This is a genomic window from Vibrio kagoshimensis (genome assembly GCF_050337535.1).
Classification (GTDB): domain Bacteria; phylum Pseudomonadota; class Gammaproteobacteria; order Enterobacterales; family Vibrionaceae; genus Vibrio; species Vibrio gallaecicus.
This window is the reverse complement of sequence record NZ_JAKJSZ010000024.1, coordinates 19,182-31,515: the sequence shown is the minus strand read 5'-3', so window position 1 is coordinate 31,515 and position 12,334 is coordinate 19,182. Positions and strand designations below refer to the sequence as shown.

Here is a 12,334-nt window from a genome sequence, read left to right as displayed (position 1 = left end):
CATAGATTATTATCAAATTTAATCAGTCAGCCGCTTTACTTTAGAAGTAGAGCGGCTTTTTCATAGAAATCAAAAATCCCCTCACATAGAACCGTTCTGAACTCAAATTTGAGAAGCTCATATTTTATAGAACTTCTGCTTATATAAACGTAAACAATGTAAATTAAATGCCAATACGAATGATTATCAACTAAATTACCGCCCAGATATTATATAGGTACATACATTCATGCAATTAAGCTGTGCGGTGTTCAAAGTGTTAGCGGAGTTTAAAGTGCTAGCGCGGTTAAAAATCAAATTGGTTAACGAGTCAAATTGGTTAAGCAACCATTCGCTTGAAAAACATGCAGTTAAAAACAAAGTGGCTAAACAACCATGTGGTTAAAAGGTAGAGCGGTTCAAGCGTGGGCACGCCGACTCCATGTTTATATTTCAATGGCATTATTGTTTGTGGTCCTGTTTTTCTCAGTAACCGGGATCACTCTTAATCGCCCAAATCTGTTTGAGTTAAGCCAGCCTGATATTCAAAGCAATATTTTCGAATTACCAAGGGCATTATTTTCTATCAATGATGGACGAATTGAAGCCGATGAAAAAGCGCTACATCAATTCTTGAAAAACGAAGCAAATGTATCCGGAAGCCCTTCAAATTTAGACATCTTTTCAGAAATAGAAGATGGCGAGTTAATCATTGGCGAAGTATCAATGGATTTCAAAGGACCGGGTTATAACGCTTCTGTATTCGTCGATATTTTGGATGCATCGGTTGAAGTCGAAAGTACAGATTACGGGGTAATCGCGTTACTTAATGACTTACACAAAGGCCGAAATAGTGGCGAAGTGTGGAAGTGGTTTATTGATATTACTGCATTGCTGATGATTTTTTTCGTTATCACTGGAGTTTGTTTGCTGCTTCCGAAAAAGAAAACATTACATACATCCATTAAGTGGACCATTTTTGGCTCACTCGTCTCTCTCATCATTTACGTAATTGCTGTGCCTTAATTTGGTCAGCATTGATTAAAGATATTCGGTATTCGTTTCCTAAGGCTATGAACATGAAAAACAAATTTTGGTGTCAGTTGCTTATTGCACTGTCACTGGCTCCAACTTTAAGTATGGCTGAACCTATTCCAGCAGCTGCCAAGCTAGATGTGAGCTTTGAATTACCAACAATCGATACATCAATGTATGCCAGACCGTATGTTGCAGTATGGGTGGAAAACAGTGAAAGAAAGTCTGTAAAAACGATTGAACTTTGGGTCGGTAAAGACGAATGGCTGAAAGACTTGCGTAGTTGGTGGCGAAAAGTAGGTCGCTATGATCGTGAACTTGTTGACGCTGTTACCTCAGCAACGAGACCTGCGGGTGAATATCGATTCGTTTGGGATGGAAAAACTGACAGTGGTGAACCACTCGAACAAGGTAACTACACCGTGCATATTGAGGTAGTTCGCGAGCATGGTGGACGGAACTACTTACGTCAAAAAATCACATTGGGTGGCTCAAACGAAAGCTACCAATTAGAGCCAACGGAAGAAACAGGACAAATAACAATGAGCTACGTTGTTAAATAAGATCGAGTTGTTAAATAAAATCGAGTTGCTAAATAAGATCACGTCGTTAAATAGAATTACGTATTTAAATCGATCAAATACTCACGTTAGTTGAAGATGAATTAACGAAAATAATGGAATTAAAAATGATGAAACAAACAAAAGTAAAAGCGCTAGCTCTTGCGGGTGTAATGGCATTTGGTTTAGCGGTAGCTACAACAGCTCAAGCACACCCTCGTTGGGTTTTACCTTCTCATTTTACCGTATCAAAAGAAGGCGGCGATTGGTTAACTTTTGACGTTACCGCTTCTCACGGCACGTTTGTATTTGATAAGCCTGCTGGCAGTGAAAGTGCACAAATTATCATGCCAGATGGGAGAAAAGAGCGTCCAAACTTCGTGGTACGTGGTAAGCGCCGTTCTATTTTTGATTTCTACTTTGAAGAAGAAGGTACTCACAAGGTTACGATTAACAATACACCAAGCTATTACACTCAGTACAAAGCAGGTCGTCGTGATACCGTTAAGTGGGTGAAAGCGACTAAAGCAGAAAGAGACAGCATTCTTCCTGAAAAATCTCGTGACATTGTCACTCAAATCAGTTTCACACGAGCTGAAAGTTACATCACTGTGGGCAAACCATCAGACTCAGTATTTGAGATTGAAGGCAAATTACTTGAAATGAAACCTGTAACTCACCCTTCAGATATCATCGAAGGCGAGCCTGTGACATTCCAGTTCTTTTACAACGGTGCAATTCAAAAAGGTGTAACCGCTGAAATCACACGAGAAGGTACGCTTTACCGTAACCATCAAGAGCAAATTGACGTAGTAAGTAATGATAAAGGTGAAATCACGTTTACTCCGGATGTTGCTGGTCGTTACGTGATGAAAGCGAACTACAAAGGTGAGCTTATTGATAATCCATTAGCAGATAAAGCCAGTGCTAATGTCCATCTAACTTTTGAAGCATTACTACAGTAATCGCGGCTCCCATACTGGGCTTCGAACGCTCGTAAACAACGATTAGGGTTCATGGTTATGAACCCTTTGTCGGTTATGTATTGCGTCGATTAAGAATTACCTCAGTTAAGTAATACACAAGTTTAAAATTACAAAATATTACTACGTTAGCCATGTGAATGTTGAATATGAAAAAACAAATTAAAACAAAATTAAAAATAACTATTAAGACAAACTTCGCTATTGCTGTCGCGGCAATAGCATTACCTGCACAAGCGCATTTTCCACTTATGGGCTGCTGGCTAGAAAAAGAATTAGTGATTTGTGAAGCGGGGTATTCAGATGGAAGTACAGCGGTCGATTACGCTGTTGAGATGTTTGATTATGACGATAATCTTATCGCTAAAGAAGTGACTGATAAGCGTTCAATCGTGGAATTTGTACATCCCAATGAAGATTTCTATTTAGTCTTCGATTCTGGTCATGAAAATCCAGTTGAAGTTGATGTTGTTGAGATCAGTGAGAAATGATCACTCAATCAGTAAGACCAGATACTGGTGATAGAGAAGGGAAATGGGTCGGGTTCATTATTATCTTGATCCTTGCGTTCGCTACGGTTGCTATTCCATTTCATCAAGCAAACACTCAAACAGAACACGTTGAACAACATCAAATATTAGTTACCGATGTTAAGAAAGAAAACCTGGCTATGCTGTCTGAACTTAGGCTTGCTCACGAAGAAATTCGAGACATTTATTTAGAAAGTGCTGGCGAATGGCCAAGTGTCAATTTTTTAGAAGACGAGTGGATAGCGCCGTTTGTGAAAGATCAAAGTTGGAAGCGTAAAGGGCAACATCATTGGACTCATGTGGGAAATGGATACTATTTTTCTGCTCCCTCTCACTCAGATGCAGCAAACGCATTCTTGTTAAACACCAATGTTATGTCACCTGATATATGGATATCTCTAGGGGGAAGCCTAGAAGCACCGAGCTCTTATGAGATCGAGTATTTAGAGTCATTAGGCTGGAAACAAGTTGTCACTACTGCAAGTGACCCCAAAAACAAATTAAATGATGTTCATTAAAAATAGAGATTTATCATGCGAGTTTTAACTGTATTCATTGTTTTTCTTTCTGTGTTTACCACGTCGAGCCTTCACGCCACAGCACTTTCATCATTAGACGAACAATTAGATAGCAATTTAATAGACAGCAATAAAATTACAATCGGTATCACGCTGCAACCCTATTACAGCTATGTCAAAGCTGTGGTTGGTGATAAAGCTAACATACTCCCATTGGTTGATGCTGGTTTTAACCCACACAATTACTTACCTCAACCAAACGACCTAAAACGCTTAAGTATGATGGATGCCATTATAGTGAATGGCATTGGACATGATGACTTTGCATTGAAAGTTATTGAAGCGTCACAACGTAACGATTTGGTTGTAATTGAAGCCAATAAAGAAGTGCCTTTACTGCCTGCACTCGGTCAATCTGTTGGTCAAGGTGCAGTAAACCCGCATACGTTTGTAGGCTTATCAACAACGATACAAAAGGTGTACACCATTGCTAGTGAAGTATCGAAATTAGACCCAGATAATGCCGCTTTTTATCGCAAAAATGCTCGTAAGTACGCGAAGCATTTCCGTTTGATGAAACGTGACGCCATGCTTTCACTTGGTGAACTTGATACTTCAGGTATGAAAGTGGCCACAACACATAATGCTTACGGGTATATCCTTCAAGAATTTGGGGTGGACGTAGTCGCGGTGATTGAGCCGGCTCATGGCGTCGAACCAAGCGCTAGCCAACTTCAAGGAACAATTGAAAAGATTCGTGAATCTGAAATTGACGTTCTCTTTTACGAGTTAAATATGCCAAACCGTTTTGTCGACACTATTGAAGTAGAAACTGGAGTTCAACTTTATCGATTCTCACACATGACTCATGGTGATTATGAAGATGAAAAAGTTGAAGTTGAAATGAAAAAGAATGTCGAGACTCTTATTGAAGCGATGAAATTTGCAGCCAGTAATCAGGCTAACTCATCCCAACAAGGCCAGAAGATTAAACAAGTAAGTAAGTCGGGTGGTTTGTAATGATTGGTCCTTCAATCTCAATTAATAACCTTGGTCTTCAATATGATAACAACATCATTTTGGAAAAAATATCTGTAGATTTTGAACCAGGTAAATGCCACGTAGTAATGGGACCAAATGGAGGAGGCAAAACATCGCTGCTTCGTTCTGTTCTTGGACTCACTCCATTCTCTGGGGACATAAAGATCCATTGGCCTGCAAAGCCGAGCATTGGCTATGTTCCACAAAAGGCTATCTTCGAATCCAGTTTGCCTTTGACTGTGATGGACTTTGTGTTGCTCAACCAAACACGTACGCCCTTATTTTTCCGTCGTAAATCAAAACAACTTGATACCGCTCTTGAACAGTTAGATCGCGTAGGTATGGCAAGCCGTTCTGATCGTCGAATGGGGCAATTATCAGGTGGTGAACAGCAGAGGGTGTTATTTGCTCAAGCGCTATTAGATAACCCAAGTTTATTAGTGTTGGATGAACCAACCACTGGCATGGATGAACAAGGGGTTCGCTATTTAGAAACTCTTATAAAAGAGTGTGTTGATGAGGGACGAACCATTTTAGCGGTTCATCATGATGTGACAGCGGTTCGTCGTTTAGAAGCGAATGTACATGTGGTTAATCGAGGCTTAGTTGAAAGTGGCACTCATGAACAAGTTTTACACCCATCAAAAATTGAAAGCTTGTTCCAACATTATACGAGTACTTCAAACATTAAAAATACAGTCGAGGTAGCGTAATGGAATGGTTACGACAAATCGCCATCATGGGTGTAGAAGCGGGTTGGTTAAGCGATAGCTTCATGTATGCATTTATGGTTAACGCCCTGGTTGCAGCCTTACTACTAGGGCCATTACTTGGTGGGCTAGGCACGCTTGTTATTGCTAAACGACTCGCTTTCTTTTCTGAAGCTGTGGGTCACGCTGCTTTAACAGGGATTGCAATCGGCGTGCTACTTGGAGAGCCAGCCGAAAACCCAATCATAGGCTTGTTTAGCTTCTGTATGATTTTTGCTTTGCTACTTCACTTTGTAAGAAATAGAACCAATGTGCCATACGACACGCTTGTGGGCGTATTTTTAGCGCTTGCTTTAGCGGTTGGTGCCGCCTTATTAATGTATGTCGCGCGTAAGATAAATATCCATATGCTAGAGAATGTCTTGTTTGGTTCGATACTCACGGTGACCGATCAAGATTTAGCGATATTAGCGGCGAGTTGTTTCATCATAATTGTACTGCTTATCCCTACGTTTAATCGCATTTTATTAACTTGTATTAGCCCTGATATCGCGAAAGTTCGTGGCTATAACACCAGTTTTTATGATTACTTATTTGTAATGATGATTACGCTAGTGACCATAGCTGCAGTAAAGATCGTTGGTGCAGTCTTAGTTGGAGCATTATTGCTCATTCCTGGTGCTACCGCGCGTTTACTGACTAAACGAATGGGAAGCTTTGTGCTGCTTTCTGCGTTACTCGCGACAATTGCTTGTTTGGTCGGAACGATATTGCCTATGGAACTTGACCTTCCAGTGCCTTCAGGCGCATCAATTATCATTGTTTCCGCAGTCTTTTTCTTGTCTGCAACATTCTACCTAATTATAAGAAAGGCTTAAAAATGACCTCTTTATTCACTAAGGTTTCTTCTGCGCTAGCTTTAATTACTGTGCTTCTTACCCCTCAGTTTGTATTTGCTCAAGATATTTTGACCGCTACGCCTGTGACTTATGCACTGGCGACTGAGCTAACGAAGAAAACCAGTATCACGACCCAGTACTTGCCTCCCAAGCGTTATGGTATTGAACGTTTGCCCAACTGGTTCAGTACCAAAGGCGAGAAGAAAGCCATTGAATCAGGCCAGAATGCTACGGTAGCCATTACACTTTCGTCTGTATGGAAGGCGGATCCAACCTATGTATATGCAAGGCAGGGTAATATTCGATTGGTCGAGATTGATGCTGCTCAGGCAATTACACCACGTGCGCAAGGGGTCGCTGCTATTACACTATCAAGTGGCGAAGTATCTAAATTCGTTTGGCTTAACCCGACTAACTTGACTCGCATGGCATCAATTGTGGCGGATGATTTAAAAAAAGTATGGCCGACATATTCAGACACGATTGATGAAAACTTGCAGCGTGTCATGTTAGATGTCCGCGAGTTGATCAACCAGCAGCAAGCGATCTTATTTGATCAAGAAGTGGATGCCGTTGTACTTTTATCTGAAAGCTTAGAAGACTTTGTTTCTGGTAATCAGTTGTTTGTTGAAGATAGGATTTTTACCGCAGAGCTTGAATGGAATGAGACTCAGAAAACAGAGTTACAGTCGGCATTCAAAGAAGATGATTCCTTGTGGTTAGTCACATCTAAAAATCCTTCGAAATTATTGAAATCACTAGTACCAGAAAACAAAATTCTAGTTATTGATTCAGTAGATCGTTGGGGTAAGAAGGGTATTACTAGCGATAAAGTATTCTCGCGTTGGGAAATTATTCCTAACAATCAATAAAAGCTTATGCTTGTATTAAAACTGAGCACTTGCGTTTTAACTGAGTGGCTAGCATGCAAAATGCAGCAGGTTAGTAGCCTGCTGCATTTTTATTTATCCCACGATAGTGGTCTGAGTATGGTTTACGTCTTTTAAGAAACGAGTAGTTGGTTTAGTTTTTCTTGTTGACCTTCAATGGCAGACATTTTTTGGATGGCTTCTTCAACCAGATCTAATGCATCTTCCGCCGCTTTCTCTGACGCTTTTGATTCATCTTTTATTGATGAACAAAGGCTATTTGCACCATCAACTAATTCGATTTGTTCTAGAGTGGATGACTGAACGTTATTGACCAATTCACCAATATCTACACTATAAGTATTGAGTTGAGTGACTATTTCACTATTCACACTCACATCTTGCTTAGTCCTTACGGCTAAGCTTCTCACTTCATCCGCGACAACTGCAAACCCTCTTCCTTGTTCTCCAGCTCTTGCAGCTTCAATCGCAGCGTTTAAAGCCAATAGGTTGGTTTGATCGGCAATGCTAGTGATAGATGAAAAAGCATTGGTAATATCAGAAGCATTTGAACCTAAAGTATCAATCATTTTTATCAACTGCTCGCGTTGATCTGATTGAGTATGAGTAATTTTAGAAACATGTTCTAAATAGTCATTCAGTTGATGCTGCTTGCCCTGCAACGCTAAAGACATAGATGCCAGTGATCTAAGTGACTGAGAACAATTAGTAATGATTGGATTGTACTCAGAAATTTGAGCGAGCATGTTTCTTTGAATGTTATTCATATAGCGCTCAGCGTTAACTTCCGATTGGGAATGGAATTTAACAAACCTTGCTAGTGTTGAAGGATAATGGGTGACTGATTTATGGTGATTACCGGTACGCTTATAAATTGTAATCGACACATTTGTGCAGTTTGAATGAACATAGCATGTTTCACCAAAGCTTGAGTAGCCAGCGGTTGGAACATCAAACTTTGTTGCTTTTAGCTCCTGTTCGCTGCTTCCTATACGTCTTAGGACACAATCTATCGCTATTGTGGTAATTGGCTGACCTTGAATTTCAGATAAAAATTGTTTGTTGGATCGCTGCGTTGAAGAGGCAATGCTCTCAGAACTTACTAAAGAAATTTCTTCACCAAATGTTAAATCTGAAAACAAATTTAGAGAATTCTCGTTGCCATTAACACTGGCTACGCTTCGAACAAATTTTTCTCCTTCACTAGTCTCTATGACAAAATGCTTTCCGGTTAACGCATTTTGAAGATTGTCAGGAGAACAGTTGAGAACCTCACATAAATGCTCAACTGGTGATGTTATCTCATTATTGCTTAAAATAATTTTAGACAGAGTCCGTGTAACATTATTAGATTTAGCTACGGTAAACTTGGTATGGACAGTACCGGATACAGAGTGTGTATGATGGAACGCGTAAGCGTAATCAGGATGAAGTTTAATAAGCATTAACAGCGCTTTATTACTGCATGGTTTTCCATTTAACCCAAAATCTGCTCTTGTGAAATCCAGCTTACCCCCAGCACTTCCACCTATTAACGGGACCTCTATTTTTCCGCTGTTATAAGCAGCTCTTAAAAACTGATTCTCCATAGCATTTAAGCCAGTAAAGCAAGTGTACGCAAAGGTATCAGTATGGTTTTGCTCAACTTGCCAATTCAGAGACTTGATCGCCTTTGTCATGGTTGTTATGTGGCGGTCAATATCGGTTTCAAGAGTATGTTTCGGTATATCAACAAGTTGTGGCTCGCATTGGATAAACATTTTCTGAGAGAAAATATGAAGAACAACTTCACCACCGTCATAGGCGGAAGCCGTTGTTGAACTCAAGTTACCTGCACTCATAATGGTGACGCAATGTGCGCCAATAGATTTAAACACGTGTCCTAAATCAGCAGTTACTTGATCAAATTTTGAATGATTCGAGACGTAAGCCAAACATAGCGTAGGTTTTTCAACTGTGTTTAATATGTCTTCTGCTTTGGGTAGTGAACTCGTGGTATGAGAGAGGATGACAGAGTGGGGTAAAACATCTTGAGCACTTTGTGAGCTTCTATTCGTTATTCTTTTTAATAAATTTAACATCCAGCGTCCTGACTTGTTTCTGGTTGATTCTCTTAGTGAAATTAATAATTGGTATAGAGAAACGGGATGTTATTTAAAGTATCAGATTAGACACAAAGCCATATTAATAATGTGGGTAAATAAGCGATAGATCAGGATTGGTTTTTAATATATTTAAACTATGTCACAGTTTGCATATTGAAGTGGCGAGTAGGCTGAGTGGGGTGATGCGTACAGTTCATATTTTCTGTGCAGCAATAAATTAAGCGTTCCTATAAAAAGTTAAACGTGCCTACAAAGAATGAGGAATTCAATATAGGCATGTTTAGAGCCAATCTAGTCAGAGACTTCGTTTGACGAAACCGATTCTTCGTTTGGTTTCGCAGCCGCTTCTTCAGCTTCTATCTTGGCACGCTCTGCTTTGGAAATATAGCGAGGCTTATTGCTAGTATGCAGCTTAGCATTTGCTCTCTTTTGTTTCTTTTTTAGAATATCGTTAATTTTTTTCTTACGGTTCATTGCTGCATAGCCTTGTATTTAGTTAATGCGGTGGAGGATAATCATTTTAGCCGCAGAACTCAATAAATGAGTGTATTTCGATGGAGAATGGTGTCAATGCAGCCACTTACTACTGAGCGTTTAAATTTACGAATGATCACGCATGATGATGCCGGGTTTATTCAAGCTTTATACAACACAGAAGATTTCTTGAATGACATTGGGGACAAAGGCATTGACTCTCCAGAATCTGCTGTAAATTATATCCAAAATAATATTTTGAAGATGTATGAAGATAAAGGTGTGTGTTTATTGTTGGTAGAAGATAAACATACATTAACTGCTTTTGGTGTTTGTGGCTTGATTAAGCGAGATACATTAGAAGCGTATGATATTGGCTACGGCTATTTTCCAAGTGTCTACGGCAAAGGTATTGCTTATGAAGCTGCGAAAGCAATATTGGATGATGCGCAGCATAGATTGAAAATTAAAAGCCTTGTCGCGATTACTACCTCAAACAACCAGCGCAGTATAAAACTGCTTGAACGCTTAGGGTTTAGTTTTGCAAGAGTTGAGGAGGCTTTATCAGAGTCGGTGGATCTCAATCTTTATCAATTGACCTTTGATCGTCAATCCAGCCCTAATTCACAACCCAAGCTCTTCTCTCAATCAAAGCACGTCTTTCAATCTAAGCATGGTACTCAATAATGTATCAAACTAAAGACATACTCATTGGCGAACTGGCCACTGAATTTAAAACGGTTGTCGCAATGGTTCATATTTATTGCAATCACCACCACGGAACAGTAAAGGAGCTGTGTGCGGATTGCTCGGAGTTACTAGACTATGCTGAAACTCGGCTTGATCGATGCCCATATGGTGAAGCAAAACCTACCTGCAATAAGTGCCCAATTCATTGTTATAAACCTGAACCTAAAGAACAGATGCGTTTAGTGATGCGTTATTCGGGTCCGAGAATGTTGTTAAAGCATCCTATACTAGCGATTAGACACTTATTACACGAAAGACGTACAGTGCCGGCTAAGCCGTTACCTAATGCTTCAAATCGACATAAAAGGCTGAAATGATCTATTTGTGTTGATTAAAAATTAAAGGGTGAGCACATTCATGCTCACCCTGTTTTTATTCAAGTTAACCTGACTAAATGCTGATTACGCAATAGCAGGTGTGGCCTGATTATCGCTATCATTGCTGATGGTTAAATTATTAATCCAGCGTCGGCTTACGTAGCGATGTGAACAAATAGCCAATTTCACCACTTCTTCTACAAGCATTAATGCGTAGATATATTGGAAACTCCATCCCAATACAAATGCACCAAAGACACAAACTGGAATACCAACCATCCACATGGCAATGAAGTCCATGCGAAGGCAGAATTTATTGTCACCTCCAGATCGTAGCATCCCGTTAATGATCACCATGTTGAGCATTCTAATAACAATGGCACAACTCATGAATAGCATTGTTGGTGAAGCTAAAGCGTATAAGCTGGATTCTGTTAAGTTTAACCACTCTAGAACGTATTCTTGTCCCAGAAATAGGGCGGACCCTACAGTAATGCCGAATACCACGACAATTTTAATAAAAGCTTTCCCCATATCCATCGCTTGATCAAATTCATCACGTCCTAAGGAGTGACCTAGTAGTACAGAACACGCAACAGAAATTCCAAAAAATACCGAATAGCAAAGTGATTCAAATGGCGCAAGCATAGAGAAGACCGCTAATTCAGTGGTTCCCATATGACCGAAAACCATTTGATAAGCCATTGTCCCTACAGCCCAAAGTACAGCATTCATTGTTAATGGAAATGCAATACGTCGGTAAGAAAGCCACAGTGATTGTTTGTGAGTAGAGCTTTCTGATGTGAGTAGCCAGTGGTTTTTATGGCGCATGTAGGCGTACATCATGATCACTTGAATTAAACGAGCAAGTGTCGTGGCTAAGGCAGCTCCAGCCACACCCATTGCTGGAATCCCAAATGCTCCTTTAATGAGTATTAGGTTTAAAGCTATATTGAGCCCAATAGTCACAGCACCAAGTAATAATGGGGTTACCGTGTCACCTGATGAGCGCATGCTTGCTTCTGTTACAATCACAATGTGAGTAAGTAGAAGAACCGGAAACCCATACCAAAGGTAAGATGCTCCTAGGTCTATCACAGTTTGATCGCTGGTTTGTAGCATCATCAGCAACTGGGCACCAAGCGTAATGACTGCAGTAACTGGTAATAAAACTTTCAAACCAAAACGCAATGTTATGGACGTGATCGTTTTAGCACTCGAGCGGTCACCTTTTCCCCAGTACTGAGCAACCAGCGTGCCATTGGCAGTGGCTAAACCTGCCATAATCATAATCGCAACAAAGTGCCATTTTGATGCTATTCCCACAGCTGCGGTGGCTTCCATACCAAAATCACTAACCATCAACACATCGGCAAGGGCGAGTATTGCAACTAAAGCACTTTGTAGTGCTACAGGTAAGCCAAGCTTAATTATCCTAGATAAGATATGCTCTGGCTTCGTTAAGTTGTTTGCGTTAGGGTATGTTTTAGTAGTCATAGGCTCTCCAGTTTATGACGAGAACTATAGTGATAAGACAAAGATA

At 40.1% G+C, this 12,334-nt stretch carries 13 protein-coding genes and 1 pseudogene; 11 read left to right on the top strand and 3 right to left on the bottom strand.

The annotated features are described in order from the left end of the window. The first annotated feature begins 375 nt into the window (after positions 1–375). The 9 genes from L4C37_RS19500 to L4C37_RS19460 all read left to right on the top strand — a co-directional run bounded on the left by L4C37_RS19500 (position 376) and on the right by L4C37_RS19460 (position 7,127). Positions 376–1,005, top strand: a complete 630-nt coding sequence (locus tag L4C37_RS19500; RefSeq protein ID WP_273295945.1) for a PepSY-associated TM helix domain-containing protein — start codon at positions 376–378, stop codon at positions 1,003–1,005. A gap of 53 nt (positions 1,006–1,058) precedes the next feature. Further along, positions 1,059–1,577, top strand: a complete 519-nt coding sequence (locus L4C37_RS19495; RefSeq protein WP_429769535.1) for a DUF2271 domain-containing protein — start codon at positions 1,059–1,061, stop codon at positions 1,575–1,577. Positions 1,578–1,702: 125 nt separating this feature from the next. Then, positions 1,703–2,539, top strand: coding sequence for a DUF4198 domain-containing protein (locus tag L4C37_RS19490; protein WP_372265814.1), 837 nt, complete (start codon positions 1,703–1,705; stop codon positions 2,537–2,539). Between the two features lie 167 nt (positions 2,540–2,706). Continuing rightward, entirely contained in the window at positions 2,707–3,048 is a 342-nt protein-coding gene (locus L4C37_RS19485) for a hypothetical protein (RefSeq protein ID WP_429769533.1), read from the top strand. After that, positions 3,045–3,605 carry a DUF6162 family protein gene (locus L4C37_RS19480; protein WP_429769531.1) on the top strand — a complete coding sequence of 187 codons (561 nt, stop codon included), beginning with the start codon at positions 3,045–3,047 and terminating at the stop codon, positions 3,603–3,605. The genes L4C37_RS19485 and L4C37_RS19480 overlap by 4 nt, the downstream gene beginning before the upstream one ends. A 15-nt stretch (positions 3,606–3,620) precedes the next feature. Beyond that, complete coding sequence (locus tag L4C37_RS19475; RefSeq protein ID WP_137374305.1) at positions 3,621–4,625, top strand: metal ABC transporter solute-binding protein, Zn/Mn family; 1,005 nt, start codon at positions 3,621–3,623, stop codon at positions 4,623–4,625. Beyond that, the gene (locus L4C37_RS19470) at positions 4,625–5,359 is read left to right on the top strand and encodes a metal ABC transporter ATP-binding protein (protein WP_429769528.1); all 735 of its coding nucleotides are present in this window, start codon (positions 4,625–4,627) and stop codon (positions 5,357–5,359) included. Before L4C37_RS19475 ends, L4C37_RS19470 begins: the two co-directional genes overlap by 1 nt. Further along, positions 5,359–6,234: a metal ABC transporter permease gene (locus L4C37_RS19465; protein ID WP_429769527.1), complete on the top strand. Its 876-nt coding sequence runs from the start codon at positions 5,359–5,361 to the stop codon at positions 6,232–6,234. The genes L4C37_RS19470 and L4C37_RS19465 overlap by 1 nt, the downstream gene beginning before the upstream one ends. A gap of 2 nt (positions 6,235–6,236) precedes the next feature. Then, positions 6,237–7,127 carry a metal ABC transporter substrate-binding protein gene (locus tag L4C37_RS19460; protein WP_429769525.1) on the top strand — a complete coding sequence of 297 codons (891 nt, stop codon included), beginning with the start codon at positions 6,237–6,239 and terminating at the stop codon, positions 7,125–7,127. Positions 7,128–7,258: 131 nt separating this feature from the next. Here L4C37_RS19460 and L4C37_RS19455 read toward each other — a convergent pair whose 3' ends face one another. Together L4C37_RS19455 and L4C37_RS19450 are read right to left on the bottom strand one after the other, a co-directional pair. Then, positions 7,259–9,226 carry a methyl-accepting chemotaxis protein gene (locus tag L4C37_RS19455; RefSeq protein ID WP_429769523.1) on the bottom strand — a complete coding sequence of 656 codons (1,968 nt, stop codon included), beginning with the start codon at positions 9,224–9,226 and terminating at the stop codon, positions 7,259–7,261. A 315-nt stretch (positions 9,227–9,541) separates the two neighbouring features. Then, complete coding sequence (locus L4C37_RS19450; RefSeq protein ID WP_137374300.1) at positions 9,542–9,724, bottom strand: DUF2986 domain-containing protein; 183 nt, start codon at positions 9,722–9,724, stop codon at positions 9,542–9,544. 96 nt (positions 9,725–9,820) lie between these two features. Between L4C37_RS19450 and L4C37_RS19445 the strand changes: the two are divergent. Together L4C37_RS19445 and L4C37_RS19440 are read left to right on the top strand one after the other, a co-directional pair. Next, positions 9,821–10,324 (top strand): annotated as a pseudogene (locus L4C37_RS19445) (GNAT family N-acetyltransferase); the annotation flags it as partial. Positions 10,325–10,410: 86 nt separating this feature from the next. Then, positions 10,411–10,791 carry a nitrous oxide-stimulated promoter family protein gene (locus L4C37_RS19440; protein ID WP_273293629.1) on the top strand — a complete coding sequence of 127 codons (381 nt, stop codon included), beginning with the start codon at positions 10,411–10,413 and terminating at the stop codon, positions 10,789–10,791. Positions 10,792–10,875: 84 nt separating this feature from the next. Here L4C37_RS19440 and L4C37_RS19435 read toward each other — a convergent pair whose 3' ends face one another. After that, on the bottom strand, positions 10,876–12,288 hold the full coding sequence (locus L4C37_RS19435) for an MATE family efflux transporter (RefSeq protein WP_429769520.1): 1,413 nt from the start codon (positions 12,286–12,288) through the stop codon (positions 10,876–10,878). Positions 12,289–12,334 lie beyond the last annotated feature (46 nt).

Excerpts from the sequence above, each read along its gene's own strand:
- L4C37_RS19485 (WP_429769533.1), top strand. The coding sequence starts at position 2,707 with ATGAAAAAACAAATTAAAACAAAATTAAAAATAACTATTAAGACAAAC.
- L4C37_RS19450 (WP_137374300.1), bottom strand. The coding sequence starts at position 9,724 with ATGAACCGTAAGAAAAAAATTAACGATATTCTAAAAAAGAAACAAAAG.
- L4C37_RS19455 (WP_429769523.1), bottom strand. The coding sequence starts at position 9,226 with ATGTTAAATTTATTAAAAAGAATAACGAATAGAAGCTCACAAAGTGCT.
- L4C37_RS19465 (WP_429769527.1), top strand. The coding sequence starts at position 5,359 with ATGGAATGGTTACGACAAATCGCCATCATGGGTGTAGAAGCGGGTTGG.
- L4C37_RS19500 (WP_273295945.1), top strand. The coding sequence starts at position 376 with ATGTGGTTAAAAGGTAGAGCGGTTCAAGCGTGGGCACGCCGACTCCAT.
- L4C37_RS19480 (WP_429769531.1), top strand. The coding sequence starts at position 3,045 with ATGATCACTCAATCAGTAAGACCAGATACTGGTGATAGAGAAGGGAAA.
- L4C37_RS19495 (WP_429769535.1), top strand. The coding sequence starts at position 1,059 with ATGAAAAACAAATTTTGGTGTCAGTTGCTTATTGCACTGTCACTGGCT.
- L4C37_RS19475 (WP_137374305.1), top strand. The coding sequence starts at position 3,621 with ATGCGAGTTTTAACTGTATTCATTGTTTTTCTTTCTGTGTTTACCACG.
- L4C37_RS19440 (WP_273293629.1), top strand. The coding sequence starts at position 10,411 with ATGTATCAAACTAAAGACATACTCATTGGCGAACTGGCCACTGAATTT.
- L4C37_RS19460 (WP_429769525.1), top strand. The coding sequence starts at position 6,237 with ATGACCTCTTTATTCACTAAGGTTTCTTCTGCGCTAGCTTTAATTACT.
- L4C37_RS19490 (WP_372265814.1), top strand. The coding sequence starts at position 1,703 with ATGATGAAACAAACAAAAGTAAAAGCGCTAGCTCTTGCGGGTGTAATG.
- L4C37_RS19470 (WP_429769528.1), top strand. The coding sequence starts at position 4,625 with ATGATTGGTCCTTCAATCTCAATTAATAACCTTGGTCTTCAATATGAT.
- L4C37_RS19435 (WP_429769520.1), bottom strand. The coding sequence starts at position 12,288 with ATGACTACTAAAACATACCCTAACGCAAACAACTTAACGAAGCCAGAG.